The 15,064-nt window shown below is 67.1% G+C and carries 35 protein-coding genes, 1 tRNA gene and 1 pseudogene; 35 read left to right on the top strand and 2 right to left on the bottom strand.

Annotation, left to right across the window (positions count from 1 at the left end):
• Together ASJ79_RS13650 and ASJ79_RS13645 are read left to right on the top strand one after the other, a co-directional pair.
• Nucleotides 1-565, top strand: a pseudogene (locus ASJ79_RS13650) (DNA primase); the annotation flags it as partial.
• Nucleotides 566-622: 57 nt separating this feature from the next.
• Complete coding sequence (locus ASJ79_RS13645) at nucleotides 623-922, top strand: hypothetical protein (protein ID WP_067955976.1); 300 nt, start codon at nucleotides 623-625, stop codon at nucleotides 920-922.
• Here ASJ79_RS13645 and ASJ79_RS13640 read toward each other — a convergent pair.
• The gene (locus ASJ79_RS13640) at nucleotides 919-1,170 is read right to left on the bottom strand and encodes a hypothetical protein (protein ID WP_067955974.1); all 252 of its coding nucleotides are present in this window, start codon (nucleotides 1,168-1,170) and stop codon (nucleotides 919-921) included. The genes ASJ79_RS13645 and ASJ79_RS13640 overlap by 4 nt on opposite strands.
• Before the next feature lie 156 nt (nucleotides 1,171-1,326).
• Between ASJ79_RS13640 and ASJ79_RS13635 the strand changes: the two genes are divergently transcribed.
• The 3 genes from ASJ79_RS13635 to ASJ79_RS13630 all read left to right on the top strand — a co-directional run bounded on the left by ASJ79_RS13635 (nucleotide 1,327) and on the right by ASJ79_RS13630 (nucleotide 2,818).
• Nucleotides 1,327-1,399 (top strand) — tRNA-Asn (locus tag ASJ79_RS13635).
• Between the two features lie 394 nt (nucleotides 1,400-1,793).
• Nucleotides 1,794-1,976, top strand: a complete 183-nt coding sequence (locus ASJ79_RS35025; RefSeq protein ID WP_082753823.1) for a helix-turn-helix domain-containing protein — start codon at nucleotides 1,794-1,796, stop codon at nucleotides 1,974-1,976.
• Nucleotides 1,973-2,818, top strand: a complete 846-nt coding sequence (locus tag ASJ79_RS13630; RefSeq protein WP_067955971.1) for a phage antirepressor KilAC domain-containing protein — start codon at nucleotides 1,973-1,975, stop codon at nucleotides 2,816-2,818. The genes ASJ79_RS35025 and ASJ79_RS13630 overlap by 4 nt, the downstream gene beginning before the upstream one ends.
• A 224-nt stretch (nucleotides 2,819-3,042) precedes the next feature.
• Here the strand turns inward: ASJ79_RS13630 and ASJ79_RS13625 are convergent, their stop codons facing one another.
• Nucleotides 3,043-3,225, bottom strand: a complete 183-nt coding sequence (locus ASJ79_RS13625; RefSeq protein ID WP_156448428.1) for a hypothetical protein — start codon at nucleotides 3,223-3,225, stop codon at nucleotides 3,043-3,045.
• A 146-nt stretch (nucleotides 3,226-3,371) separates the two neighbouring features.
• Between ASJ79_RS13625 and ASJ79_RS13620 the strand changes: the two genes are divergently transcribed.
• From ASJ79_RS13620 to ASJ79_RS13490, 30 genes are all read left to right on the top strand, one after another.
• Complete coding sequence (locus ASJ79_RS13620; protein WP_156448427.1) at nucleotides 3,372-3,599, top strand: hypothetical protein; 228 nt, start codon at nucleotides 3,372-3,374, stop codon at nucleotides 3,597-3,599.
• On the top strand, nucleotides 3,596-3,847 hold the full coding sequence (locus tag ASJ79_RS13615) for a hypothetical protein (protein ID WP_156448426.1): 252 nt from the start codon (nucleotides 3,596-3,598) through the stop codon (nucleotides 3,845-3,847). Before ASJ79_RS13620 ends, ASJ79_RS13615 begins: the two co-directional genes overlap by 4 nt.
• Nucleotides 3,844-3,987 (top strand): hypothetical protein, encoded by a 144-nt coding sequence (locus tag ASJ79_RS32220; protein ID WP_156448425.1) that lies wholly within the window; start codon nucleotides 3,844-3,846, stop codon nucleotides 3,985-3,987. Before ASJ79_RS13615 ends, ASJ79_RS32220 begins: the two co-directional genes overlap by 4 nt.
• On the top strand, nucleotides 3,984-4,481 hold the full coding sequence (locus ASJ79_RS13610) for a hypothetical protein (RefSeq protein ID WP_067955961.1): 498 nt from the start codon (nucleotides 3,984-3,986) through the stop codon (nucleotides 4,479-4,481). Before ASJ79_RS32220 ends, ASJ79_RS13610 begins: the two co-directional genes overlap by 4 nt.
• Nucleotides 4,482-4,582: 101 nt before the next feature.
• Nucleotides 4,583-4,948 (top strand): hypothetical protein, encoded by a 366-nt coding sequence (locus ASJ79_RS13605; RefSeq protein ID WP_067955960.1) that lies wholly within the window; start codon nucleotides 4,583-4,585, stop codon nucleotides 4,946-4,948.
• Nucleotides 4,945-5,475 (top strand): hypothetical protein, encoded by a 531-nt coding sequence (locus tag ASJ79_RS13600; RefSeq protein ID WP_067955958.1) that lies wholly within the window; start codon nucleotides 4,945-4,947, stop codon nucleotides 5,473-5,475. Before ASJ79_RS13605 ends, ASJ79_RS13600 begins: the two co-directional genes overlap by 4 nt.
• Nucleotides 5,472-5,801, top strand: coding sequence for a hypothetical protein (locus tag ASJ79_RS13595; RefSeq protein ID WP_067955956.1), 330 nt, complete (start codon nucleotides 5,472-5,474; stop codon nucleotides 5,799-5,801). Before ASJ79_RS13600 ends, ASJ79_RS13595 begins: the two co-directional genes overlap by 4 nt.
• 53 nt (nucleotides 5,802-5,854) lie before the next feature.
• The gene (locus tag ASJ79_RS13590) at nucleotides 5,855-6,190 is read left to right on the top strand and encodes a hypothetical protein (RefSeq protein ID WP_067955955.1); all 336 of its coding nucleotides are present in this window, start codon (nucleotides 5,855-5,857) and stop codon (nucleotides 6,188-6,190) included.
• A complete protein-coding gene (locus ASJ79_RS13585; RefSeq protein ID WP_067955953.1) occupies nucleotides 6,187-6,582 on the top strand; it encodes a hypothetical protein in 396 nt (131 codons plus the stop codon). Before ASJ79_RS13590 ends, ASJ79_RS13585 begins: the two co-directional genes overlap by 4 nt.
• Before the next feature lie 89 nt (nucleotides 6,583-6,671).
• Nucleotides 6,672-6,806, top strand: a complete 135-nt coding sequence (locus ASJ79_RS34745) for a hypothetical protein (protein WP_255374730.1) — start codon at nucleotides 6,672-6,674, stop codon at nucleotides 6,804-6,806.
• Nucleotides 6,806-7,147, top strand: coding sequence for a hypothetical protein (locus ASJ79_RS13575; RefSeq protein ID WP_067955950.1), 342 nt, complete (start codon nucleotides 6,806-6,808; stop codon nucleotides 7,145-7,147). The genes ASJ79_RS34745 and ASJ79_RS13575 overlap by 1 nt, the downstream gene beginning before the upstream one ends.
• Nucleotides 7,147-7,275, top strand: coding sequence for a hypothetical protein (locus ASJ79_RS34740; RefSeq protein WP_255374729.1), 129 nt, complete (start codon nucleotides 7,147-7,149; stop codon nucleotides 7,273-7,275). The genes ASJ79_RS13575 and ASJ79_RS34740 overlap by 1 nt, the downstream gene beginning before the upstream one ends.
• Entirely contained in the window at nucleotides 7,272-7,469 is a 198-nt protein-coding gene (locus ASJ79_RS13570) for a hypothetical protein (RefSeq protein ID WP_067955948.1), read from the top strand. The genes ASJ79_RS34740 and ASJ79_RS13570 overlap by 4 nt, the downstream gene beginning before the upstream one ends.
• Nucleotides 7,466-8,287 carry a YqaJ viral recombinase family protein gene (locus ASJ79_RS13565; protein WP_067955946.1) on the top strand — a complete coding sequence of 274 codons (822 nt, stop codon included), beginning with the start codon at nucleotides 7,466-7,468 and terminating at the stop codon, nucleotides 8,285-8,287. The genes ASJ79_RS13570 and ASJ79_RS13565 overlap by 4 nt, the downstream gene beginning before the upstream one ends.
• Nucleotides 8,288-8,947, top strand: coding sequence for a hypothetical protein (locus tag ASJ79_RS13560; RefSeq protein WP_067955944.1), 660 nt, complete (start codon nucleotides 8,288-8,290; stop codon nucleotides 8,945-8,947). It abuts the gene before it with no gap.
• 51 nt (nucleotides 8,948-8,998) lie between these two features.
• Complete coding sequence (locus tag ASJ79_RS13555) at nucleotides 8,999-9,274, top strand: hypothetical protein (RefSeq protein WP_067955942.1); 276 nt, start codon at nucleotides 8,999-9,001, stop codon at nucleotides 9,272-9,274.
• A 6-nt stretch (nucleotides 9,275-9,280) separates the two neighbouring features.
• A complete protein-coding gene (locus tag ASJ79_RS13550) occupies nucleotides 9,281-9,709 on the top strand; it encodes a hypothetical protein (protein WP_067955940.1) in 429 nt (142 codons plus the stop codon).
• A gap of 2 nt (nucleotides 9,710-9,711) precedes the next feature.
• Entirely contained in the window at nucleotides 9,712-10,170 is a 459-nt protein-coding gene (locus ASJ79_RS13545) for a hypothetical protein (RefSeq protein ID WP_067955938.1), read from the top strand.
• Nucleotides 10,154-10,411 carry a glutaredoxin domain-containing protein gene (locus ASJ79_RS13540; protein WP_067955936.1) on the top strand — a complete coding sequence of 86 codons (258 nt, stop codon included), beginning with the start codon at nucleotides 10,154-10,156 and terminating at the stop codon, nucleotides 10,409-10,411. The genes ASJ79_RS13545 and ASJ79_RS13540 overlap by 17 nt, the downstream gene beginning before the upstream one ends.
• Nucleotides 10,408-10,719 (top strand): hypothetical protein, encoded by a 312-nt coding sequence (locus tag ASJ79_RS13535; protein WP_067955934.1) that lies wholly within the window; start codon nucleotides 10,408-10,410, stop codon nucleotides 10,717-10,719. The genes ASJ79_RS13540 and ASJ79_RS13535 overlap by 4 nt, the downstream gene beginning before the upstream one ends.
• Entirely contained in the window at nucleotides 10,716-11,279 is a 564-nt protein-coding gene (locus tag ASJ79_RS13530; protein WP_067955932.1) for a hypothetical protein, read from the top strand. The genes ASJ79_RS13535 and ASJ79_RS13530 overlap by 4 nt, the downstream gene beginning before the upstream one ends.
• Nucleotides 11,276-11,824, top strand: coding sequence for a hypothetical protein (locus ASJ79_RS13525; RefSeq protein WP_067955930.1), 549 nt, complete (start codon nucleotides 11,276-11,278; stop codon nucleotides 11,822-11,824). Before ASJ79_RS13530 ends, ASJ79_RS13525 begins: the two co-directional genes overlap by 4 nt.
• Entirely contained in the window at nucleotides 11,821-12,027 is a 207-nt protein-coding gene (locus ASJ79_RS13520) for a hypothetical protein (protein ID WP_067955928.1), read from the top strand. The genes ASJ79_RS13525 and ASJ79_RS13520 overlap by 4 nt, the downstream gene beginning before the upstream one ends.
• Nucleotides 12,024-12,284: a hypothetical protein gene (locus tag ASJ79_RS13515; RefSeq protein ID WP_156448424.1), complete on the top strand. Its 261-nt coding sequence runs from the start codon at nucleotides 12,024-12,026 to the stop codon at nucleotides 12,282-12,284. The genes ASJ79_RS13520 and ASJ79_RS13515 overlap by 4 nt, the downstream gene beginning before the upstream one ends.
• The gene (locus ASJ79_RS32215) at nucleotides 12,277-12,435 is read left to right on the top strand and encodes a hypothetical protein (RefSeq protein ID WP_156448423.1); all 159 of its coding nucleotides are present in this window, start codon (nucleotides 12,277-12,279) and stop codon (nucleotides 12,433-12,435) included. The genes ASJ79_RS13515 and ASJ79_RS32215 overlap by 8 nt, the downstream gene beginning before the upstream one ends.
• Nucleotides 12,432-13,274, top strand: a complete 843-nt coding sequence (locus tag ASJ79_RS13510; protein WP_231750840.1) for a DNA adenine methylase — start codon at nucleotides 12,432-12,434, stop codon at nucleotides 13,272-13,274. The genes ASJ79_RS32215 and ASJ79_RS13510 overlap by 4 nt, the downstream gene beginning before the upstream one ends.
• Entirely contained in the window at nucleotides 13,274-14,239 is a 966-nt protein-coding gene (locus ASJ79_RS13505) for a hypothetical protein (protein WP_067955923.1), read from the top strand. The genes ASJ79_RS13510 and ASJ79_RS13505 overlap by 1 nt, the downstream gene beginning before the upstream one ends.
• Complete coding sequence (locus ASJ79_RS13500; protein ID WP_067955921.1) at nucleotides 14,232-14,474, top strand: hypothetical protein; 243 nt, start codon at nucleotides 14,232-14,234, stop codon at nucleotides 14,472-14,474. Before ASJ79_RS13505 ends, ASJ79_RS13500 begins: the two co-directional genes overlap by 8 nt.
• On the top strand, nucleotides 14,471-14,722 hold the full coding sequence (locus tag ASJ79_RS13495; protein ID WP_067955919.1) for a hypothetical protein: 252 nt from the start codon (nucleotides 14,471-14,473) through the stop codon (nucleotides 14,720-14,722). Before ASJ79_RS13500 ends, ASJ79_RS13495 begins: the two co-directional genes overlap by 4 nt.
• On the top strand, nucleotides 14,719-15,060 hold the full coding sequence (locus tag ASJ79_RS13490) for a hypothetical protein (RefSeq protein WP_067955916.1): 342 nt from the start codon (nucleotides 14,719-14,721) through the stop codon (nucleotides 15,058-15,060). The genes ASJ79_RS13495 and ASJ79_RS13490 overlap by 4 nt, the downstream gene beginning before the upstream one ends.
• Nucleotides 15,061-15,064: the final 4 nt, after the last annotated feature.

Genomic DNA, 15,064 nt, shown 5'->3' with positions numbered 1-15,064 from the left:
CCGCCGCGGCGCCGCCGCGGAACCGCAGCCGTCAAGGGCCGAACGCAGGACCGCCGCGCCACAGATGACCAGGCCCGACCCGGCCGACCCTACGCTGTGGCCCCAGCGTGAGGCCCTCAAGTCGGCGCTGCAGTACCCGGCGCTGGCCGGGCCGGTGTTCGACTCGCTGGCCGCCGAGAGCTTCACCCACCCCGGTTACACCGCCGTGCGCGCGGCCATCGAAGCCGCCGGTGGCACCGCGTCGGGCGTCACCGGCGCGCAGTGGATCGAGATGGTGCGCGAACAGGTGGCCACCCCGGAGGCGGCCAGCCTGGTCAACGAACTGGGCGTGGAGGCCATCAACGCCGACGACGAACGGTTGCCGCGTTACATCGGCGGCGTACTGGCCCGGCTGCAGGAGGTCTGGATCGGCAGGCAGATCGCCGAGGTCAAGTCCAAGCTGCAGCGGATGTCACCGGTGGAGCAGGGTGACGAATACCACGCGCTGTTCGGCGATCTGGTCGCCATGGAGGCCTACCGCCGCAGCCTGCTGGAACAGGCCAGCGGTAACGACCTGACTGCATGAAGCCGATAGGCGGGTTATGGTGGTCGCGTCGAAACATCGGGGAGAAGGCGAGCTGTGATGCTGGTGGGCAAGATCCAGACCAACAAGATGCGGCTGATCGCCGGGGCCATCGCTGCCGCCGCGGTCGCCGTCCCGCTCTACACCTCGGTGGCCGGTGTCGACGCCGCGGAGACGAACGCCGGGCCGCAGTGCCTGGCCTGGTTCGGCAACAAGGAGGACGGCAACTGCCTGTCGTACTCCAACGGCACGGGCGCCACGATCGGCACCCCGCAGATCGGTTTCGGTGACAACGGCTTCGGCTTCTACACCGGCCCGCTGCTGCCCGGCACCACGATCAGCCAGGGCATCGGCAACTAGGGGTTCTTCCTCATCATCGGCTCCGGCTCGAGCACCTCGGTGCCGGAGTCGATGCGCGTCAACTTCACCATCGCCGGGTCCGGGGACACCCGCTCGGCGATCTTGCGTCGCCCGGCGTCGATCACGGCCTTGGCTGCCGGGCTGCCGGTGACGGCGCGGTAGGTGCCCGCGATCTGCTCGAAACGCCGCCTGCCGGCTTTGGTTCCCATCACGTAGCCGACGGCCGCAGCGGCGACATACCCGATCACAGGGCTCCTCCCGGAGGTCTCGAAGTGAGATGACGTGTCGGGGTCCATCCTGCCTCACGGTGGGCCGCACGCGCCGGGCCGGGAACACATTGGCACCCTCGCGCCGACGTAGGCTAGAGTGCTCTCTGGCCCGCGGCGCAGACCGCGGGAGGGCAATCCCCTGTAGCTCAATTGGCAGAGCATTCGGCTGTTAACCGAAGGGTTGCTGGTTCGAGTCCAGCCGGGGGAGCAGCGAATTCGTACCGGGTCCTGTCGGCAAATCCTTGCCGGTCAGTAGCCAGTAGTCGTCACACCCGGTCCGCTGGGCGATTTTCTCGACGACCGCCTGGATGCCCCGCGGCTCGCGGCCGTGCAGCTCCCACTCGCGCCAGGAGCCAGAGGGCAGGCCACACGCGAGTGCGGCCTCTTTCAAGTTCCAGCCCATGCGCTGTCTCACAAGTGCCAATCGCGCCCCGAAGGTTGCGGCATTTGGTATCCACCGAACTTCCCCGACGTCAGTACTCATATCCGCAATATCGCACAATTCGCGCATAGCGCGCAACGCGCAACCTATGGCGACTTGGTAAAGATTTAGGCGTGTTTCGCGCTTGACGCGACTTATCGCGTCATGTAGACCTAATCGCATGTCCGATGTCGCGTATATCACGACTTCTCAAGTCGCTCGGAAATTTCATGTGAGCGCCTCTGCCGTCCGGAAGTGGGTGGCAGAAGGCCGAATCAAGCCCGCGATTGCGACTCCTGGTGGCCACTACCGCTTCATTGAGTCCGACATCGACGACATGCTCTCTGGCCAGGTCAGCGCATGACCGCCGTCGAGACCGCCGCCGCCTCGCCGTTCGACGCCGGCCGCCAGCCGTGCCCCCAGGGCGGCGAAGACCGGTGGTCGGCGCGCTGGCTCATGGAGCAGATGGGCTATGCCCAGTGGAAGAACTTCGAGCCCATCATTGAGCGCGCGAAGACGGCTGCGCACAACGAAGGGTTCAACGTCCGGTGCATCTTTTCGCAGACGCGAAAAGATCACGACGGCCCCGGTCCGGCGCAGACCGACTACATGCTGACTCGGTTCGCCGCGTACCTCGTCGCCATGAACGGCCACCCCGGCAAGCCCGAGGTCGCCGCCGCGCAGACATACTTCGCCGTCAAGACCCGCGAAGCTGAGACCGCCCAGCCCGACCTGGACCTCACCGACCCCGACGTCGCGCTCGACAAGATCATCGAGCTGGCGACGCTGGCCAAGACCGAGCGCGCCGGCCGCATTGCCGCCGAGGCCCGCAACGTCGAACTCACCGAGAAGATCGCCGACGACGCGCCGAAGGTCAACTACGTCGAGCTGTACGTCGCCGATTCTGACCTGCTCAAGTTCCGCACCGTCGCGTCGAGCAACAACGTCTCCGAGCACTGGCTGCGCGACCTGCTCATCGACAAGGGCTGGATCTACGTCGAGACCGAGTCTCGCTGGTCAGAGCGTAAGGGCTGCAAGGAGATCCGCCGTCGCTACTCGGCCTACTCCCACAAGCGGCAGTACTTCCGGCCCGTCGAGGTGCACGAGTCGCCGCGGTTCAAGGGCGAGGTCATGCACACGCTCAAGATCACACCCGCCGGTGCTGAGGCCATCGCGCGACTGATCAGCAAGGAGACGGCAGCATGACCGCCGCCGACTTCCCCCGTCTCACCGACGAGCAGATCAGGCGGCGTCGCGAGCAGGTGCGCTCAGCCCTCGCCGCCGGCCGAGGGGGTTCGTTCGCAACTCTCATCCAATGCCCCGGCTGCGCCGAAGCTGGCGGCTCCTGCTTGAAGTGCAGCGGTGAGGCGGCAATCAACGCCAGCCGTCTTCAGCGCGCCGCTTGGGAAGCTGAGACCGCGGCCCGCTTATCAGCGCAGGTTGGACACGATCAGCTCTATCCGCTTCTGACGCTCTGCAAGGTCGGATATAGCACTAGCCAGTTGGCCAAGGCCGTCGGCAAGCTGCTTGTGGAACAGGTTCGCACCCGCGCTCTGGTACGCAGCTCCGAACATGGCGTAGGCGTCGTCGGCGTGCCTGACGGCGTCACTCATCACAGTCTCCTCACGTTGCACGGGCTTCCGACCCGTTATGTAGCCAGCGCGTTACTCCTTGCGTGCTGGTGGCTGCAGCGTAAGGGGTGGGCCCGACGTGCCGCGATGCCATGGTCGCGGCCGTCGGGCACCGCTGGAGGTGCACGATGACCGCCGCATACTTCGGCCTCGCCGTCTGGGCAGCCATCACTCTCGTCGCGATCGTCGCGGGCCGCTGGAGTGAGCTCAACCGCCAGATCAACCGCGACGTCGCACTCCTGCGCGCCATCCCCTCGACTTCCCCCGCGCCCGCGCAAGCGGCTTCACACGCGGAGGTCGGCACGCCCAGCTCGGGTGATCACTCACCGGGGCCCGAGCTGGGCAGCGGCCGATGAACGCGCCGATCGCCGGAGTGGTTGTCTACGTGGTCATTGCGGCCGTCGCCTTTGCAGTCTCCGTCTCCATGAGCAGCGATCTGATCGCCCGAGGACTGGACGATGACGCGATTGGCACCGGGTTCGCCGTCCTGGCGCTCTTTATCCTCTCGGCCGCCTGGCCTCTCACTGCAGTGATTCTCGCGGCGGCCGGGATCTTTGTGGCCATCGCCAAGGCGGTCGTTGCGATGACGGGCAGCCGCCGATGAACGCGCTCGATCGCATCCATGCCGACGCCCGCCCAGCCACCGCGTTCTTCTCCGCGCTCACTGCGCGTGACGGCGCCGTGTGCGCCGAGGCTGAGCGGCTCGACTCGTGGGATGCAGACGAGTGGTGGTTGTCGCGATGATCGCCTCCGTCCTCCGCTTCCCCCTGGCCGTCGTCGGCACGGTGGTCGACCGCCTACTGGCCGCGTCGGATCGCAGCGCGCAGCGGTTCGCCGCGGTGTGCGAGCCGACGCAGGACTGGGAGCGTGATCACTCAGACCCCGCGGCCAGCGCGACCGCGGACCCGTTGCCCACCCCGGAGGGCGACACCGACCCAGCGGCCGGCATTCCCGCGTCGGCCGCTGGGTCTCCAAACGGGCTGGCGGGCCTGATCGACGGGGTGCTGGCCGAGCATGTCGGGCCGGAGTGGTGGATCGACACGGTGTCGCGCGGGGTTGCCGAGCGTATCGAGAAGGCCACGCCGCCAGCGCCGTTCACGTTCGGCGACCTGGCTGAGGCTGCTCGGATCGTCCGCAATCACGCGACGCGAACCACCACGACATGGTCTGAGCACGGCCGCCTGATCGCGCTCGCCAACCGCCTCGACGACGCGGCGGACGCCGACCCCAACCCCTGAAAGCGACAACCCCCGGCGCACACCGGGGGCCGTCAAGACAACGGAATCGAACAGAAAGGCATCCGATGTCACGATCAACGATAGACCACCCTCCATTCGCGGTGCAGGAGCGCGGCGTCTCCACGCACTACGCCATCGCGATCGACCGCTACGACGGCCCGCAGTGGGAAACCGTCGCCGCCGTCACCCCGTCCGGTAGCGAGTGGCTCACCTCGGTATGGCCGCCGATCAACGCGGACATCGAGCACGGAGGCACGTATGCCGTCTCCTACAGTCGCGAGAAGGCCGTCGAGTTGGCCGAGCTGCACGCCACGCTGTGTGCCAAGGCATTCGGCAGCGCGCACCGGCCCATCTGGACGCCTGCCGATGCCGACGCGTTGCGCGCGCTGGCCGAGGAGTTTCCGCGCGAGGTCGGCCAGTCATTCGCGCTCGCCGAACTGATGGAAACGGAAGGACTGAGCCTGTGAATACCTACCCCACACTGGCCGACGAATTCCGGCTGGTCACTGAAAACCTGAAGTCCCGCGAGTGGATCCAGGGCGAAATGCAACGCGGTGACGCGGTGTGCGCCCACGGTGCCGTTCAAACCTGCAAGGGGCTGCGCCCGGGCGATGAGCACATCATCCGCGCCGTCATGCGGACCAAGGGGCTAACCGAGGACTGGAACGACCGCAGCGGTCGCACCAAGGACGAGGTCGTCACGAAGCTGGCCTCACTGATCGAGATCACTGACGAGGATCTGGCCGAAACATTTGGCCCGTCTTGGTCTTTGGTGGTGGCGGTGATCCGGCGCGCTGCGCTGCTGACCAGTCAAGAAGCTGATGATCTGGCCGCCGCCTTGGACGCCGCCGGGGCCGCCGCCAGGGCCGCCGCCAGGGCCGCCGCCGTCGCTGACCTTGTCGGCCAGCACGGACTCACCCAGGACCACATCGACACACTGATGAAACCTTGGGTGTCGGTGCTCGGTGCTGACTGGCAGGACGCCGTCCGATGAGGCCCCGCACGGCGCGCGCCGTCAACCGCTGCCTGATCGCCGTGGCGTTCGGCTGGCTCGCCGCCGCCGGAATCGCCACGGCCCGTGCCGATCTCGTGGACGACTACACCGTCACCAACGCCGAGACCGTCTGCACCGTGCTCGACTCGTACCCGTCGATCGCCGGCGTCGAGGGCGTCGGCATGGCGATCATGGAGGACGGCCTGTCACCGGCCGCCGCGGGTGAGGTCATCACGCGCTCAATCGTCGGCTGGTGCCCCGACCACATGCCCGAGCTCAACGCGTTCATCGCGAAGTACGCGCCCGCGGGGTCGGTGGTCGCGTGAATCTCCCAGCGTCCCATTGGATCAACGGTTGTACACGCCGCTACGCCGTGCGCATGCCCAACGGCGAGCTGTACGTCGACAGGGCGCTGCAGCGGCAGGCTGAGGTCTACGCCGAGCAGTACCACAGCGTGCCCAGCTTCATGCGCGACATGATGGGCATGGTCGAGCCGAAGGCGATTCCTGCACCCAAGCCGGCCATCTTCGACACTCGCGACGAGGCAGAGAATCTCTGTGCGAAGCTCGCTAAACAGGCGGCCGCTGTCGGGGTCGCCAACTGGGGCGGCGCTGTTGTCGAGTCGCTCTGCACCCCGTTCACGTCCGGCGATCCCGGCACCGAGTTCGCCGCCGAAGTCGCCGAATGGGTTGAGCAGCACGGCGGTGCCGAATGAGCGCCCGCGACATCTGGATCGCCCCCGACCACTACCTCGTCATCGAGAAGCTGTCCGAGGCGCGCCAGCTGGTGCGCGGCGGGTGGTGCCAGGGCCAGGCGCATGCGCTCGTCGCCGGCCTCGATTGCTATTGCCCGATGGGCGCGGTGTCCGAGGTCTGCGGCACAGTGCGGCTCTCGCATCCGACGATCGTCGGTCACAGGTACACCGCGGGCCAGATCGTCCCGGGCGCGTGGATCCGCGACGCGGTTTCGGCCGCGCTGCTGGCCGCCGTCCCGCGGCCGTGGATCACCGTGCCGGGCTACAACGACCACTTCCGCCGCACCCAGGACGAGGCGGTCCAGCTCTTCACCGCGGCGATCGACATCGTTGCGCGGAGGGCCGCCGCATGAGTCGACTTGTAATCGCTCCAGCAACTGGCAGCGTGCCTTCCCGTGATGGAGTCGCCAGCCGCCGATACGAGTGCCCGGTGTGCCGCCGCATGCTGAAACCGACAGTGCGCGAGAACATTCCATCGCACTACGACAGCATCCGCAGCGACGTGTGCCCAGCGTCCGGCGAGCCCTTCCGGATCATGCTGGAGCGCCAGCCCGAGTTCGTGGGGGTGGCATCCTGATGACCGCTCTCGCGCGCATGCTCACCGTCCTGGCCATCGCCCTGGGCACCAGCGCCTACGTGGCGGCCATCTACATCGGTCTCACGCTGTGCGGCATCCTCGCCGCGCTGGCCGCGGCCTGCGTCATCGGCGCCGGCCTCATCGGCCACCTGCAGCGCACCAACGCTGACTGCGGCTACGCGACGACGCCTTACGGGCTCGACTCCGCGCCCAACCGGGTGACCGACGCACCGCCCGTGTTCGTCAGCCGCATCGTCCACACCCCGGCCGTCGCGCTCGCCGTCATCGAAGGCGGGAAGCGTCCGGTCTGGGATACCGAGATCTGGGGAGCACCTGAGTAATGGCCTACGAGTACGAGATCGACGAGTGGCGCAGTGCCGTGTCGTCGATGACCGAGATGGAGCGGGTGAGCGGTCCTCGCATCGTCGGCGGCGTCTACATGGTCGGGGAACCGGAGGGCGAGCTGTGAAGGTCACTGCGCTCACCACCGCTGCCGAACGATCCGCCTACCTGTTCGGCGTCATGGAGATGCACAGCCGTGTCATCGCAGCGTTTGACGAGACCATCGGTGGCAGCCGACTGAGCTTCCTCGACGCCTTCGAAGAGAACACCAAAGCGCTGCTCACCGAGATCGAGTCAGCGAATCAAGGGGCGCACCAGTGACACTGACCATTCATCCTGAGCTGATCCAGGGTTCCGAGGCCTGGCATGAAGTCCGGCGCGGGATCATTACCGCCTCGGCAGTCGGCCAACTCATCACCGCGCGCAAGCTCGGAGCTGGTGAGTACGCCTGCCCGACGTGCGAAGTCGCCGCATCCGAGCCGTGTGTGAGCATCGCGAAGGGCAAGGCCGGAGCGGTCCTCAAGAACATGCATCCCGACCGCGCCGAGTACGCCCGCCAACAGGCCGTCACCGTGCTCGAGTTGGCTGGTGGCGACGTCGCGCGCAACCTGACGCTGTTGCTCGCGGCTGAACGGATCACCGGCTGGACCGATCCGACATTCATCAGCGACGACATGTGGCGCGGCATCGACGACGAACCGAAGGCGCGGGCGAAGTACTCCGAGCACTATGCGCCCGTCACCGAGGCTGGGTTCATCACCGAAGACCGCTGGGGATACCAGATCGGTTACAGCCCAGATGGATTAGTCGGCGACGACGGACTGATCGAGATCAAGTCGCGGCGATCTAAGGCGCAGCTGGCGACAGTCCTGGCCGACGAGGTTCCCGCCGAGAATATGGCCCAGCTGCAGTGCGGGCTCCTGGTGTCGGGCCGCCGATGGATCGACTACATCAGCTACTGCGGGGGCATGCCGTTGTGGGTGAAACGCGTCTATCCGCAACAGGAGTGGTTCGACGCAATCGAAAAGGCCACCGCGGCCTTCGAGGCGAATGTGGCCGAGATGATCTGTCGGTACCGCGAGGCGACCGCCGGACTGCCAATGACCGAGCGCACCACCGTCCAGGAGATTGTGATCTAGATGTCCGAGTCACTCGACATGACAACAACAATCGAGCCCCGTAGCGACCAGCTCAACGCAGAGGATCTGCTTACCGGGCCGCGAATTATCACCATCAAGTCCGTCACGCGCGGCACTGATGAGCAGCCCGTCAACATCGTCACCGAGGAGTTCGGGCCGGGGCGGCCGTACAAGCCGTCCAAGACGATGCGCCGGGTTCTCGTCGCCGCGTGGGGGCCGAAGGCGCAGGACTATGTTGGGCGGCGGTTGATGATTTACCGCGACCCCGACATCACGTTCGGCAAGGACAAGGTGGGTGGCATCCGAATCTCGGCAATGTCCGACATCCCCGCCAAGCTCTCAGTTGCGCTCACTGTCACTCGTGGCCGCCGCGCACCGTTCGTCGTAGAGCCGCTCAAGGACGAGCCGCGGTCGAACCCTGCCACGGTCAAGGCACCTACGCCCGCGAGCATCATCAAGGCATTTGGCGACATCGGCGTGACCGTCGAGCAGCTGGAGTTGCGCGTGGGCGCCGACCATGAGAAGTGGACGGCCGAGGATGTCGCCACGCTGGCCGCTCTCGGCAAGGCGATCAAGAGCGGTGAGACCACGGTTTACGAGGAGTTCGATCCGAAGCCTGCCACACCCGAACAGGCCGAGCTGACGGCAGATGCGCAATGATCGTGAGGCTCTGCGCCCCCAGGCATTCTGCCCGGCGACGGCACGCTCTCGGTGACGGTGCAGGAGATGCCGCGCAAGGGCGACACGCTCGTCATCCACGCCGGGCCCGACGAGGTTGAGCAACTCGTCGTCAAGCGCGTCGTCTGGACGTTCGACGCGTCAGAGGATCGGCCGAACTTCTACCCGCACCACGACGTGCCCGAGCTGGTGTGCGACCGCGCTGAGGACGTGGGGGACGACCTCGCGACCGTGACCGTCTACGACGGGGACTGGAACGTGGTGCGCCGCGAGCGCGTACCGGCAACTCTCAACATCGAAAGGTACTGACCCACAATGGCACTGAACACCAAGCAACCCGCCGACCTGCCCAGCACCGACAGCCTCAAGGACATCCCCGCGGATCTACTCGGCCCGGTGCCCGCGGAGATCAAGCTCGGCTCAACCACCCTGCTGGTCATGGAGAAGCCGCCCGAGGTGCGCGACGTCATCACAGTCACGATGCGCCTGCGCGTCAAGGATGCCGGCGTCGGTGAGGCGGGGGAGAACAACGAGGAGCTGACCCACTACCGGCGGTGCAAAATCGTCGCCGCGTGGCTCAAGGGTGAGCCCGAGCCGCCGAACCCCGACGAGGACCAGGGCGCTCTCATCGACGAGGACGGCGAGATCTCCGACGAGGCCGCCGGCACCGAGCCGGATGACGACGGCAGCTGGGACGTCGAGCCCGACAACGTTGCGCGACCGGACTCCTCGGACAAGGGCTAGCCATGGGTCTCGACACCACCCACAACTGCTGGCGCGGCGCGTACAGCGGGTTCCGCGAGTTCCGCCAGATGGTCGGCCGCGCTGCCGGATTGCCTTACCGCGTCATCGACGACCCTGACCGCTACGACCACGGTCAGCTCACCGAGGACATCGACTGGAGCATCTACACGCCAGATAACTTGCAGGGCCGCTGGCGCAAGCAGAAACCCGTCTGGCAGCAGGATGGCGACGTCTACGGTACTCCCAAGCAGGACGACGTGCTCTACCTCATCGTGCACTCCGACTGCGGCGGCGAACTGAGACGCGGATACCTGCCGCGGCTTCGGGACCGGCTCGTCGAGCTGGAGCCCGAATATGAGCGCCTGACCGCGGACAACGGTTACCTAGGTGGACGGTTACGCCAGTTCATCGACGGCCTAGAAGCCGCGATCGAGGCGGGTGAGCATGTCGCCTTCGGCTAGGGCCATTGTCACCGTCTACACCAACGGCCCGTCGTGCATGGCCTGCACGCAGACGAAGCGCCACCTGGAGAAGCGTGGTATCGCCTACACCGAGCAACCCCTCGACGAGGACAACACCGCCGCCGCAATCGAACTCGGTTTCACCACCGCCCCGGTCGTGTGCGTCTCGATCGACGGCGCCGAGCAATCCTGGGACGGATACCGCCCCGACCGGATCGACGCGATCGCGAGGGCGGCATGAACGCCCCCAAGATCGTCGTCGAGCTGATCGAGGACGAGCCGGACACTCTCGAAGAGTTCGGCGAGTACATCCGCGCCACCGATGTGCACGACCTCGAGGCCAAGTACCGCCGCTACCTCGACCGCTTCCAGCCCTTCCGCTGGGTGGCCAAGCGCACCGGCAACCACGAGCCGCTGGCGAAGTCGACCGAGAGCTACTTCAACCGCGGTGATTGCGTCGACGCCATCACGCTGCTGTTCGTCATGTCGACCGGCGTTGAGCTGGTCACGCATGACAACGGGATCGAGGAGCGGAGGTCACTGAGGTGACCACCGCGGCCGAGCGAGCGTTCAACGACTTCATCCGCCGATGGGTCGCGCCCGCCATGCAACCGCACCTGCTCGACGCCGACGACAACGCGGGCGAGAAGGTGCGCCGGCTCATCCGGGAGCTGGCTGAGCAACAGGAGTCGAGGCATCAGGTCAGCGACCCGAAGACGTGCGAGATCTGCGGTCGCGTCGGCACGCGCCGCTACGTGCCCATCGGAGATGCGAAGAGTGGTCGGTGGCGGTGCTCACCGACAGCCACCGCGTGCATCGGCAACCAGCCCACACCCGCCGATTGCAACAAAGACGGTAGAAATTCCACACCGAATGTTGCATCCGCGAGTGACATTCCCGCGAAACAGATTCCGCCGAAAGTCACACCCGCGCCCGAGCCGCCCGCACCGCGGATCCCGCACTCGAAGTCCACCGAGGTCACCGCCCGCTGCGTTGACTGCACGCGGACCTACACCCTCACCGGCCGCGTGCTGCAGCAGGCCATCGACATGCACGAGCTCAAGCACGGGCACATCGTGCAGGTGGTCGACCAGGAGGTGGCGTCGTGACGCTCACCCACGATCAACGTTGGCTACTGATGACGATGGGCGGCTGGCAGATCGTCGACGCGCTCATCGGCCCCGGCGGCGTGAACCACCTGATGCAATCGCAGTGGGGCGGGTCCCGGCTACAGCCGATCCCCGGTGCGCCCGGGTGGATGACAAGCTTTCAGACGCGGGGCAGCAAGATCGTCAGTCCGAGCTTCGCCGACGAGCCGCGTGTCACCGTGACCGCCGCGCAGATCAACGCCTACGCCCGCGCACTGCCCTCCGGCGTCCGTGGTGAGCTCGAAGAACTCGCCCTGCAGCGGCAGCAGCATGCTTGGCAGGGCCGGGACTGGTGCCTCTGTGGTAGAGCCGAGGAATGTCGTCGCCGCAACCAGGGCGACCCGGTGTACGGCGATCGGCACCACCCGACCGAAGCCGAGGAGAATCAGCGCCACGCTGACTGGCTGCGGATGCGCATCACCGAGCGAGTCCTGCTCGCGAAAGCGCTGGGGCTCAACGCGCGCGAGGAACCCGTGCAGCTCGATCTCTTCGAGGCGGCGTCGTGAGTCAGCTCGCCCTGCCCTCTTGCGCCCTCCCCGGCTGCCATACCCCCGTCGGCGCGTGGGGCGACGTCTGCGACGGCTGTGTGGCCGCCTGCGGGCCGCTCCTGCGCCACAACCCCGGCGGCCACCGCATCACCCAGGCCGAGATCGACGCTCGCGACCGCGAGACGGCGGCGGCGTACGCGATGCAGGGGAGGGTCTCGTGATCCGCGAGCACTTCCGCCGGGGTGCACACCGCGCCAACCGACTCAGCCTGCGCGTGAGCGACATCCGAAAGCGGCTTAGGAGTGAGCGTCAGGGATTCCGCGAGATTGTTGACGACGAGGGCCGCGTGTGGCTGGAGTGGCGCGGCGCGGTGACCGTGTGGGGGGTTGACGAAGGTGCCGCATTCGTCGTCGTTGCGCCGCCATCGGGCCTCACCTCGGTTCCTGTGCTGAGCGACGCGGAGGTGGGCGATGCCTGACACCGAGACGCGCCACGCCCGCTACCGCCAGGGCCTGTGCGTCGACTGCGGCGCGGTGCCGTACTCGGCGGGGCGGCCGCGGTGTGCCGAGTGCCATGAGATCCACTGCGCCGGAACGCCGGCGCCGATGCGCGAGGAGGTCAGCGCGTGACGGCCCCACCAATGGCCTACTACGGCGGGAAGACGCGGCTGGCCGCGAAGATCGCCGCGCTGCTGCCGGCGCACGAGCACTACATCGAACCGTTCGCCGGGTCGCTCGCGGTCCTGCTCGCGAAGAAGCCGAGCCGCATGGAAACGGTCAACGACCTCGACGGTCTGCTGATGACGTTCTGGCGAGTACTCCGCGACAAGCCCGACGAGCTGGCCCGCGTCTGCGCGCTCACGCCGCACTCCCGGGCGGAGTACTCCGCCGCGCGGGAGGCCGACCTCGACGACCTCGACGACGTCGAACGGGCCCGCCTGATCTGGGTGCAGATCGCCCAGGGCCGCGGCGGCACACTCCGTAAGACGGGCTGGCGCAGCTACATCGACCCGGCGGGCTGCTCATCGGGAATGCCGCGATACCTCGACGGCTATGTCGAGCGCATGGCGGTCGCCGCCGAACGGCTGCATCAGGTCAGCCTCGAATGCCGACCAGCGCTCGACATCGTCAAGCAGTACGGCGCCTACCAGGACTGCTGCCTCTACGTAGATCCGCCCTACCTCGGCTCCAGTCGCACCGATGGCGGCGGAACGTACCGGCACGAGATGAAGAGCCGCGACGAGCACCTGGAGCTGGTCTGGGAGCTGTTGGGCTGCCGCGCATCCGTGCTGCTGTCCGGCTACCCGTCCGACCTCTACGACGACGCGCTGCGCGGTTGGCACCGGCTCGAGATCCCCACCATGACGGGTCAATCCAAGACTGCCCGGGCCCGCACCGAGGTGATCTGGTCCAACCGGCCTATCAGCTCGCAGGGCGCATTCAATTTCACCGAGGAGGCGACGGCGTAGTGCCCAAGGCAACCGGCAAGAACCACGCCGAGATCAATCTCGACATCTGGGGCGACGAGCCGTGGATGGACCTCACGCCCCTCGCGCAGCACTTGTACTTCGTGCTCTGGACGAGCCCTCAGCTGTCCTACTGCGGCAGCGGCGAGTGGAAGCCCGCCAAAATCGCTACGCGGGCGCGAGGGTGGACCAGGGCCGCCGTAGAGGCCGCCGCAGCCGAGCTCTCCCGCGAGCTGTTCCTCATCGTCGACGCCGACACCGAGGAGTACCTACTGCGGTCGTGGATCAAGCACGACGGCATCTGGCGCAAGCCCAACATGGCCGTCTCGATGGCCAACGCGCGCGCCGATCTCGCCTCCCGGACCCTGCGCGGCGTCATCGTTCACGAGGTCCGCAAGATCCGCGAGCGCGAGCCGAATGTGGCCGGATGGGACCGCGACGCGGTCAAGAACCTGCTGTCGCAGAGGGCGATCGACCCCGCCGAACTGCCGCCGTTTACCCCCACGGCAACCCCGGTGCTAACCAATGGCTTTACCCCAGCTCTAACCCCAGACTTAACCCCCGCGCTAACCCTTAGCGGTGGGGTAGGGGTTAACCCCCCGGCTGACCCCGGCCCTACTCCTACTCCAGCTCCTTTCTCCAGCTCCATTTCTCCAGAGGGGTTACATAACAGGGGAACGTCACCAGGGCGCACCGCGTCCGACCCGAACGCCCCCCAACCCCCTCGCTGCCTCGATCACATCGACGACCCAAGCCCGCCGCCCTGTGGCCGATGCGCCGAGGCGCGCAAGGCCGCCGAGGCACTGGAGCGATCGCTGCACGCAGCACGCGAAGCGACCCGACGCGAGTTCCTGGCCGAGATCGCCGACTGCGACGCCTGCGACGAACACGGCTGGGAGATCCCGTATCCCGACGACGGCGACGCACGCCGCTGCGCGAAACACGATTGGAGCCTGAGCCGTGACTGAGCATCTCAACCCCGACGGCACCGTCAACCTCAACGAAGCTGACGACCCGGTCCACCTCGACCCGTTGGTCATCGTCAACTGCGGCCTCTGCGACGACGACGGCTACCGCGGCGGCACCGTCTGCGACCACATCGACCACGCGACCGAGTCGGCGCACGGCCGCGGACTGATGCGCGCCGAGCTGGACAGGATCCGGCAGCGCAAGGCGCAGCGGGCGAGGGGAGCGAGCGCGTGAACGCGGACCCTATCGCGCAGGCTGACCAGCACTACGCCCAGGTGCGCGACAACCTCGACACGCTCGTGCAGCTCTACCGCGCAGGCTCGCAGAGCGCGGGCATGGACCCAATGGTCGATCTCGTCACCGCCAGTGGGCTCCTCGCCGACCCGAAGCTCAACGACGGGACCGTGATGCCGCCGGATGTGCATGTAGCGTTCCTCGCCGACCTGCTAGCCGTTGCGATCGACCGGATGGCCCGCCCATGAGCCCCCAGAAGCCCGAAACCGACCCCCGGGCACTCGCGCACCGCGCAGCCGAAGAACTCGCGAAGGGCGGCTACCAGGCGGCGCAGACGACGGCGCTGGTGGCGATCGCGGGGGCGCTGGCGGGTGAGCCGAGCGCAAGAATCCACACCGCCGATGAACTGATCGCGCTGCCTGACCGCTCGGTGGTGCTCGACCGCGGTGGCGAAGCGTGGCAGCGCAATGCCAGCCACCACCTCGCGGACCTCTATGGCGAGTGGTTCACCGTCGAGTCCGAGGTGCCGCACACCACCCCAGACATCCCCCTGCCCGCGCGCGTGATCCACCTCGGAGGCTGCTGATGAA

Origin of the sequence: Mycobacterium sp. NAZ190054 (genome assembly GCF_001545925.1) — a bacterium.
In the GTDB taxonomy this organism is placed as follows: domain Bacteria; phylum Actinomycetota; class Actinomycetes; order Mycobacteriales; family Mycobacteriaceae; genus Mycobacterium.
Note: the sequence above shows the minus strand (reverse complement) of the source record. Positions and strands in the feature narration are given on the sequence as shown.

Excerpts from the sequence above, each read along its gene's own strand:
- ASJ79_RS13595 (WP_067955956.1), top strand. The coding sequence starts at position 5,472 with ATGAGGCCCCGCACGGCGCGCGCCGTCAACCGCTGCCTGATCGCCGTG.
- ASJ79_RS13615 (WP_156448426.1), top strand. The coding sequence starts at position 3,596 with ATGAACGCGCCGATCGCCGGAGTGGTTGTCTACGTGGTCATTGCGGCC.
- ASJ79_RS13575 (WP_067955950.1), top strand. The coding sequence starts at position 6,806 with ATGACCGCTCTCGCGCGCATGCTCACCGTCCTGGCCATCGCCCTGGGC.
- ASJ79_RS32220 (WP_156448425.1), top strand. The coding sequence starts at position 3,844 with ATGAACGCGCTCGATCGCATCCATGCCGACGCCCGCCCAGCCACCGCG.
- ASJ79_RS13620 (WP_156448427.1), top strand. The coding sequence starts at position 3,372 with ATGACCGCCGCATACTTCGGCCTCGCCGTCTGGGCAGCCATCACTCTC.
- ASJ79_RS13610 (WP_067955961.1), top strand. The coding sequence starts at position 3,984 with ATGATCGCCTCCGTCCTCCGCTTCCCCCTGGCCGTCGTCGGCACGGTG.
- ASJ79_RS13625 (WP_156448428.1), bottom strand. The coding sequence starts at position 3,225 with ATGAGTGACGCCGTCAGGCACGCCGACGACGCCTACGCCATGTTCGGA.
- ASJ79_RS13645 (WP_067955976.1), top strand. The coding sequence starts at position 623 with ATGCTGGTGGGCAAGATCCAGACCAACAAGATGCGGCTGATCGCCGGG.
- ASJ79_RS13585 (WP_067955953.1), top strand. The coding sequence starts at position 6,187 with ATGAGCGCCCGCGACATCTGGATCGCCCCCGACCACTACCTCGTCATC.
- ASJ79_RS32215 (WP_156448423.1), top strand. The coding sequence starts at position 12,277 with ATGCCTGACACCGAGACGCGCCACGCCCGCTACCGCCAGGGCCTGTGC.
- ASJ79_RS13560 (WP_067955944.1), top strand. The coding sequence starts at position 8,288 with ATGTCCGAGTCACTCGACATGACAACAACAATCGAGCCCCGTAGCGAC.
- ASJ79_RS35025 (WP_082753823.1), top strand. The coding sequence starts at position 1,794 with ATGTCCGATGTCGCGTATATCACGACTTCTCAAGTCGCTCGGAAATTT.
- ASJ79_RS13545 (WP_067955938.1), top strand. The coding sequence starts at position 9,712 with ATGGGTCTCGACACCACCCACAACTGCTGGCGCGGCGCGTACAGCGGG.
- ASJ79_RS13540 (WP_067955936.1), top strand. The coding sequence starts at position 10,154 with ATGTCGCCTTCGGCTAGGGCCATTGTCACCGTCTACACCAACGGCCCG.
- ASJ79_RS13590 (WP_067955955.1), top strand. The coding sequence starts at position 5,855 with ATGCCCAACGGCGAGCTGTACGTCGACAGGGCGCTGCAGCGGCAGGCT.
- ASJ79_RS34740 (WP_255374729.1), top strand. The coding sequence starts at position 7,147 with ATGGCCTACGAGTACGAGATCGACGAGTGGCGCAGTGCCGTGTCGTCG.
- ASJ79_RS13550 (WP_067955940.1), top strand. The coding sequence starts at position 9,281 with ATGGCACTGAACACCAAGCAACCCGCCGACCTGCCCAGCACCGACAGC.
- ASJ79_RS34745 (WP_255374730.1), top strand. The coding sequence starts at position 6,672 with ATGCTGAAACCGACAGTGCGCGAGAACATTCCATCGCACTACGACAGC.
- ASJ79_RS13490 (WP_067955916.1), top strand. The coding sequence starts at position 14,719 with ATGAGCCCCCAGAAGCCCGAAACCGACCCCCGGGCACTCGCGCACCGC.
- ASJ79_RS13535 (WP_067955934.1), top strand. The coding sequence starts at position 10,408 with ATGAACGCCCCCAAGATCGTCGTCGAGCTGATCGAGGACGAGCCGGAC.
- ASJ79_RS13630 (WP_067955971.1), top strand. The coding sequence starts at position 1,973 with ATGACCGCCGTCGAGACCGCCGCCGCCTCGCCGTTCGACGCCGGCCGC.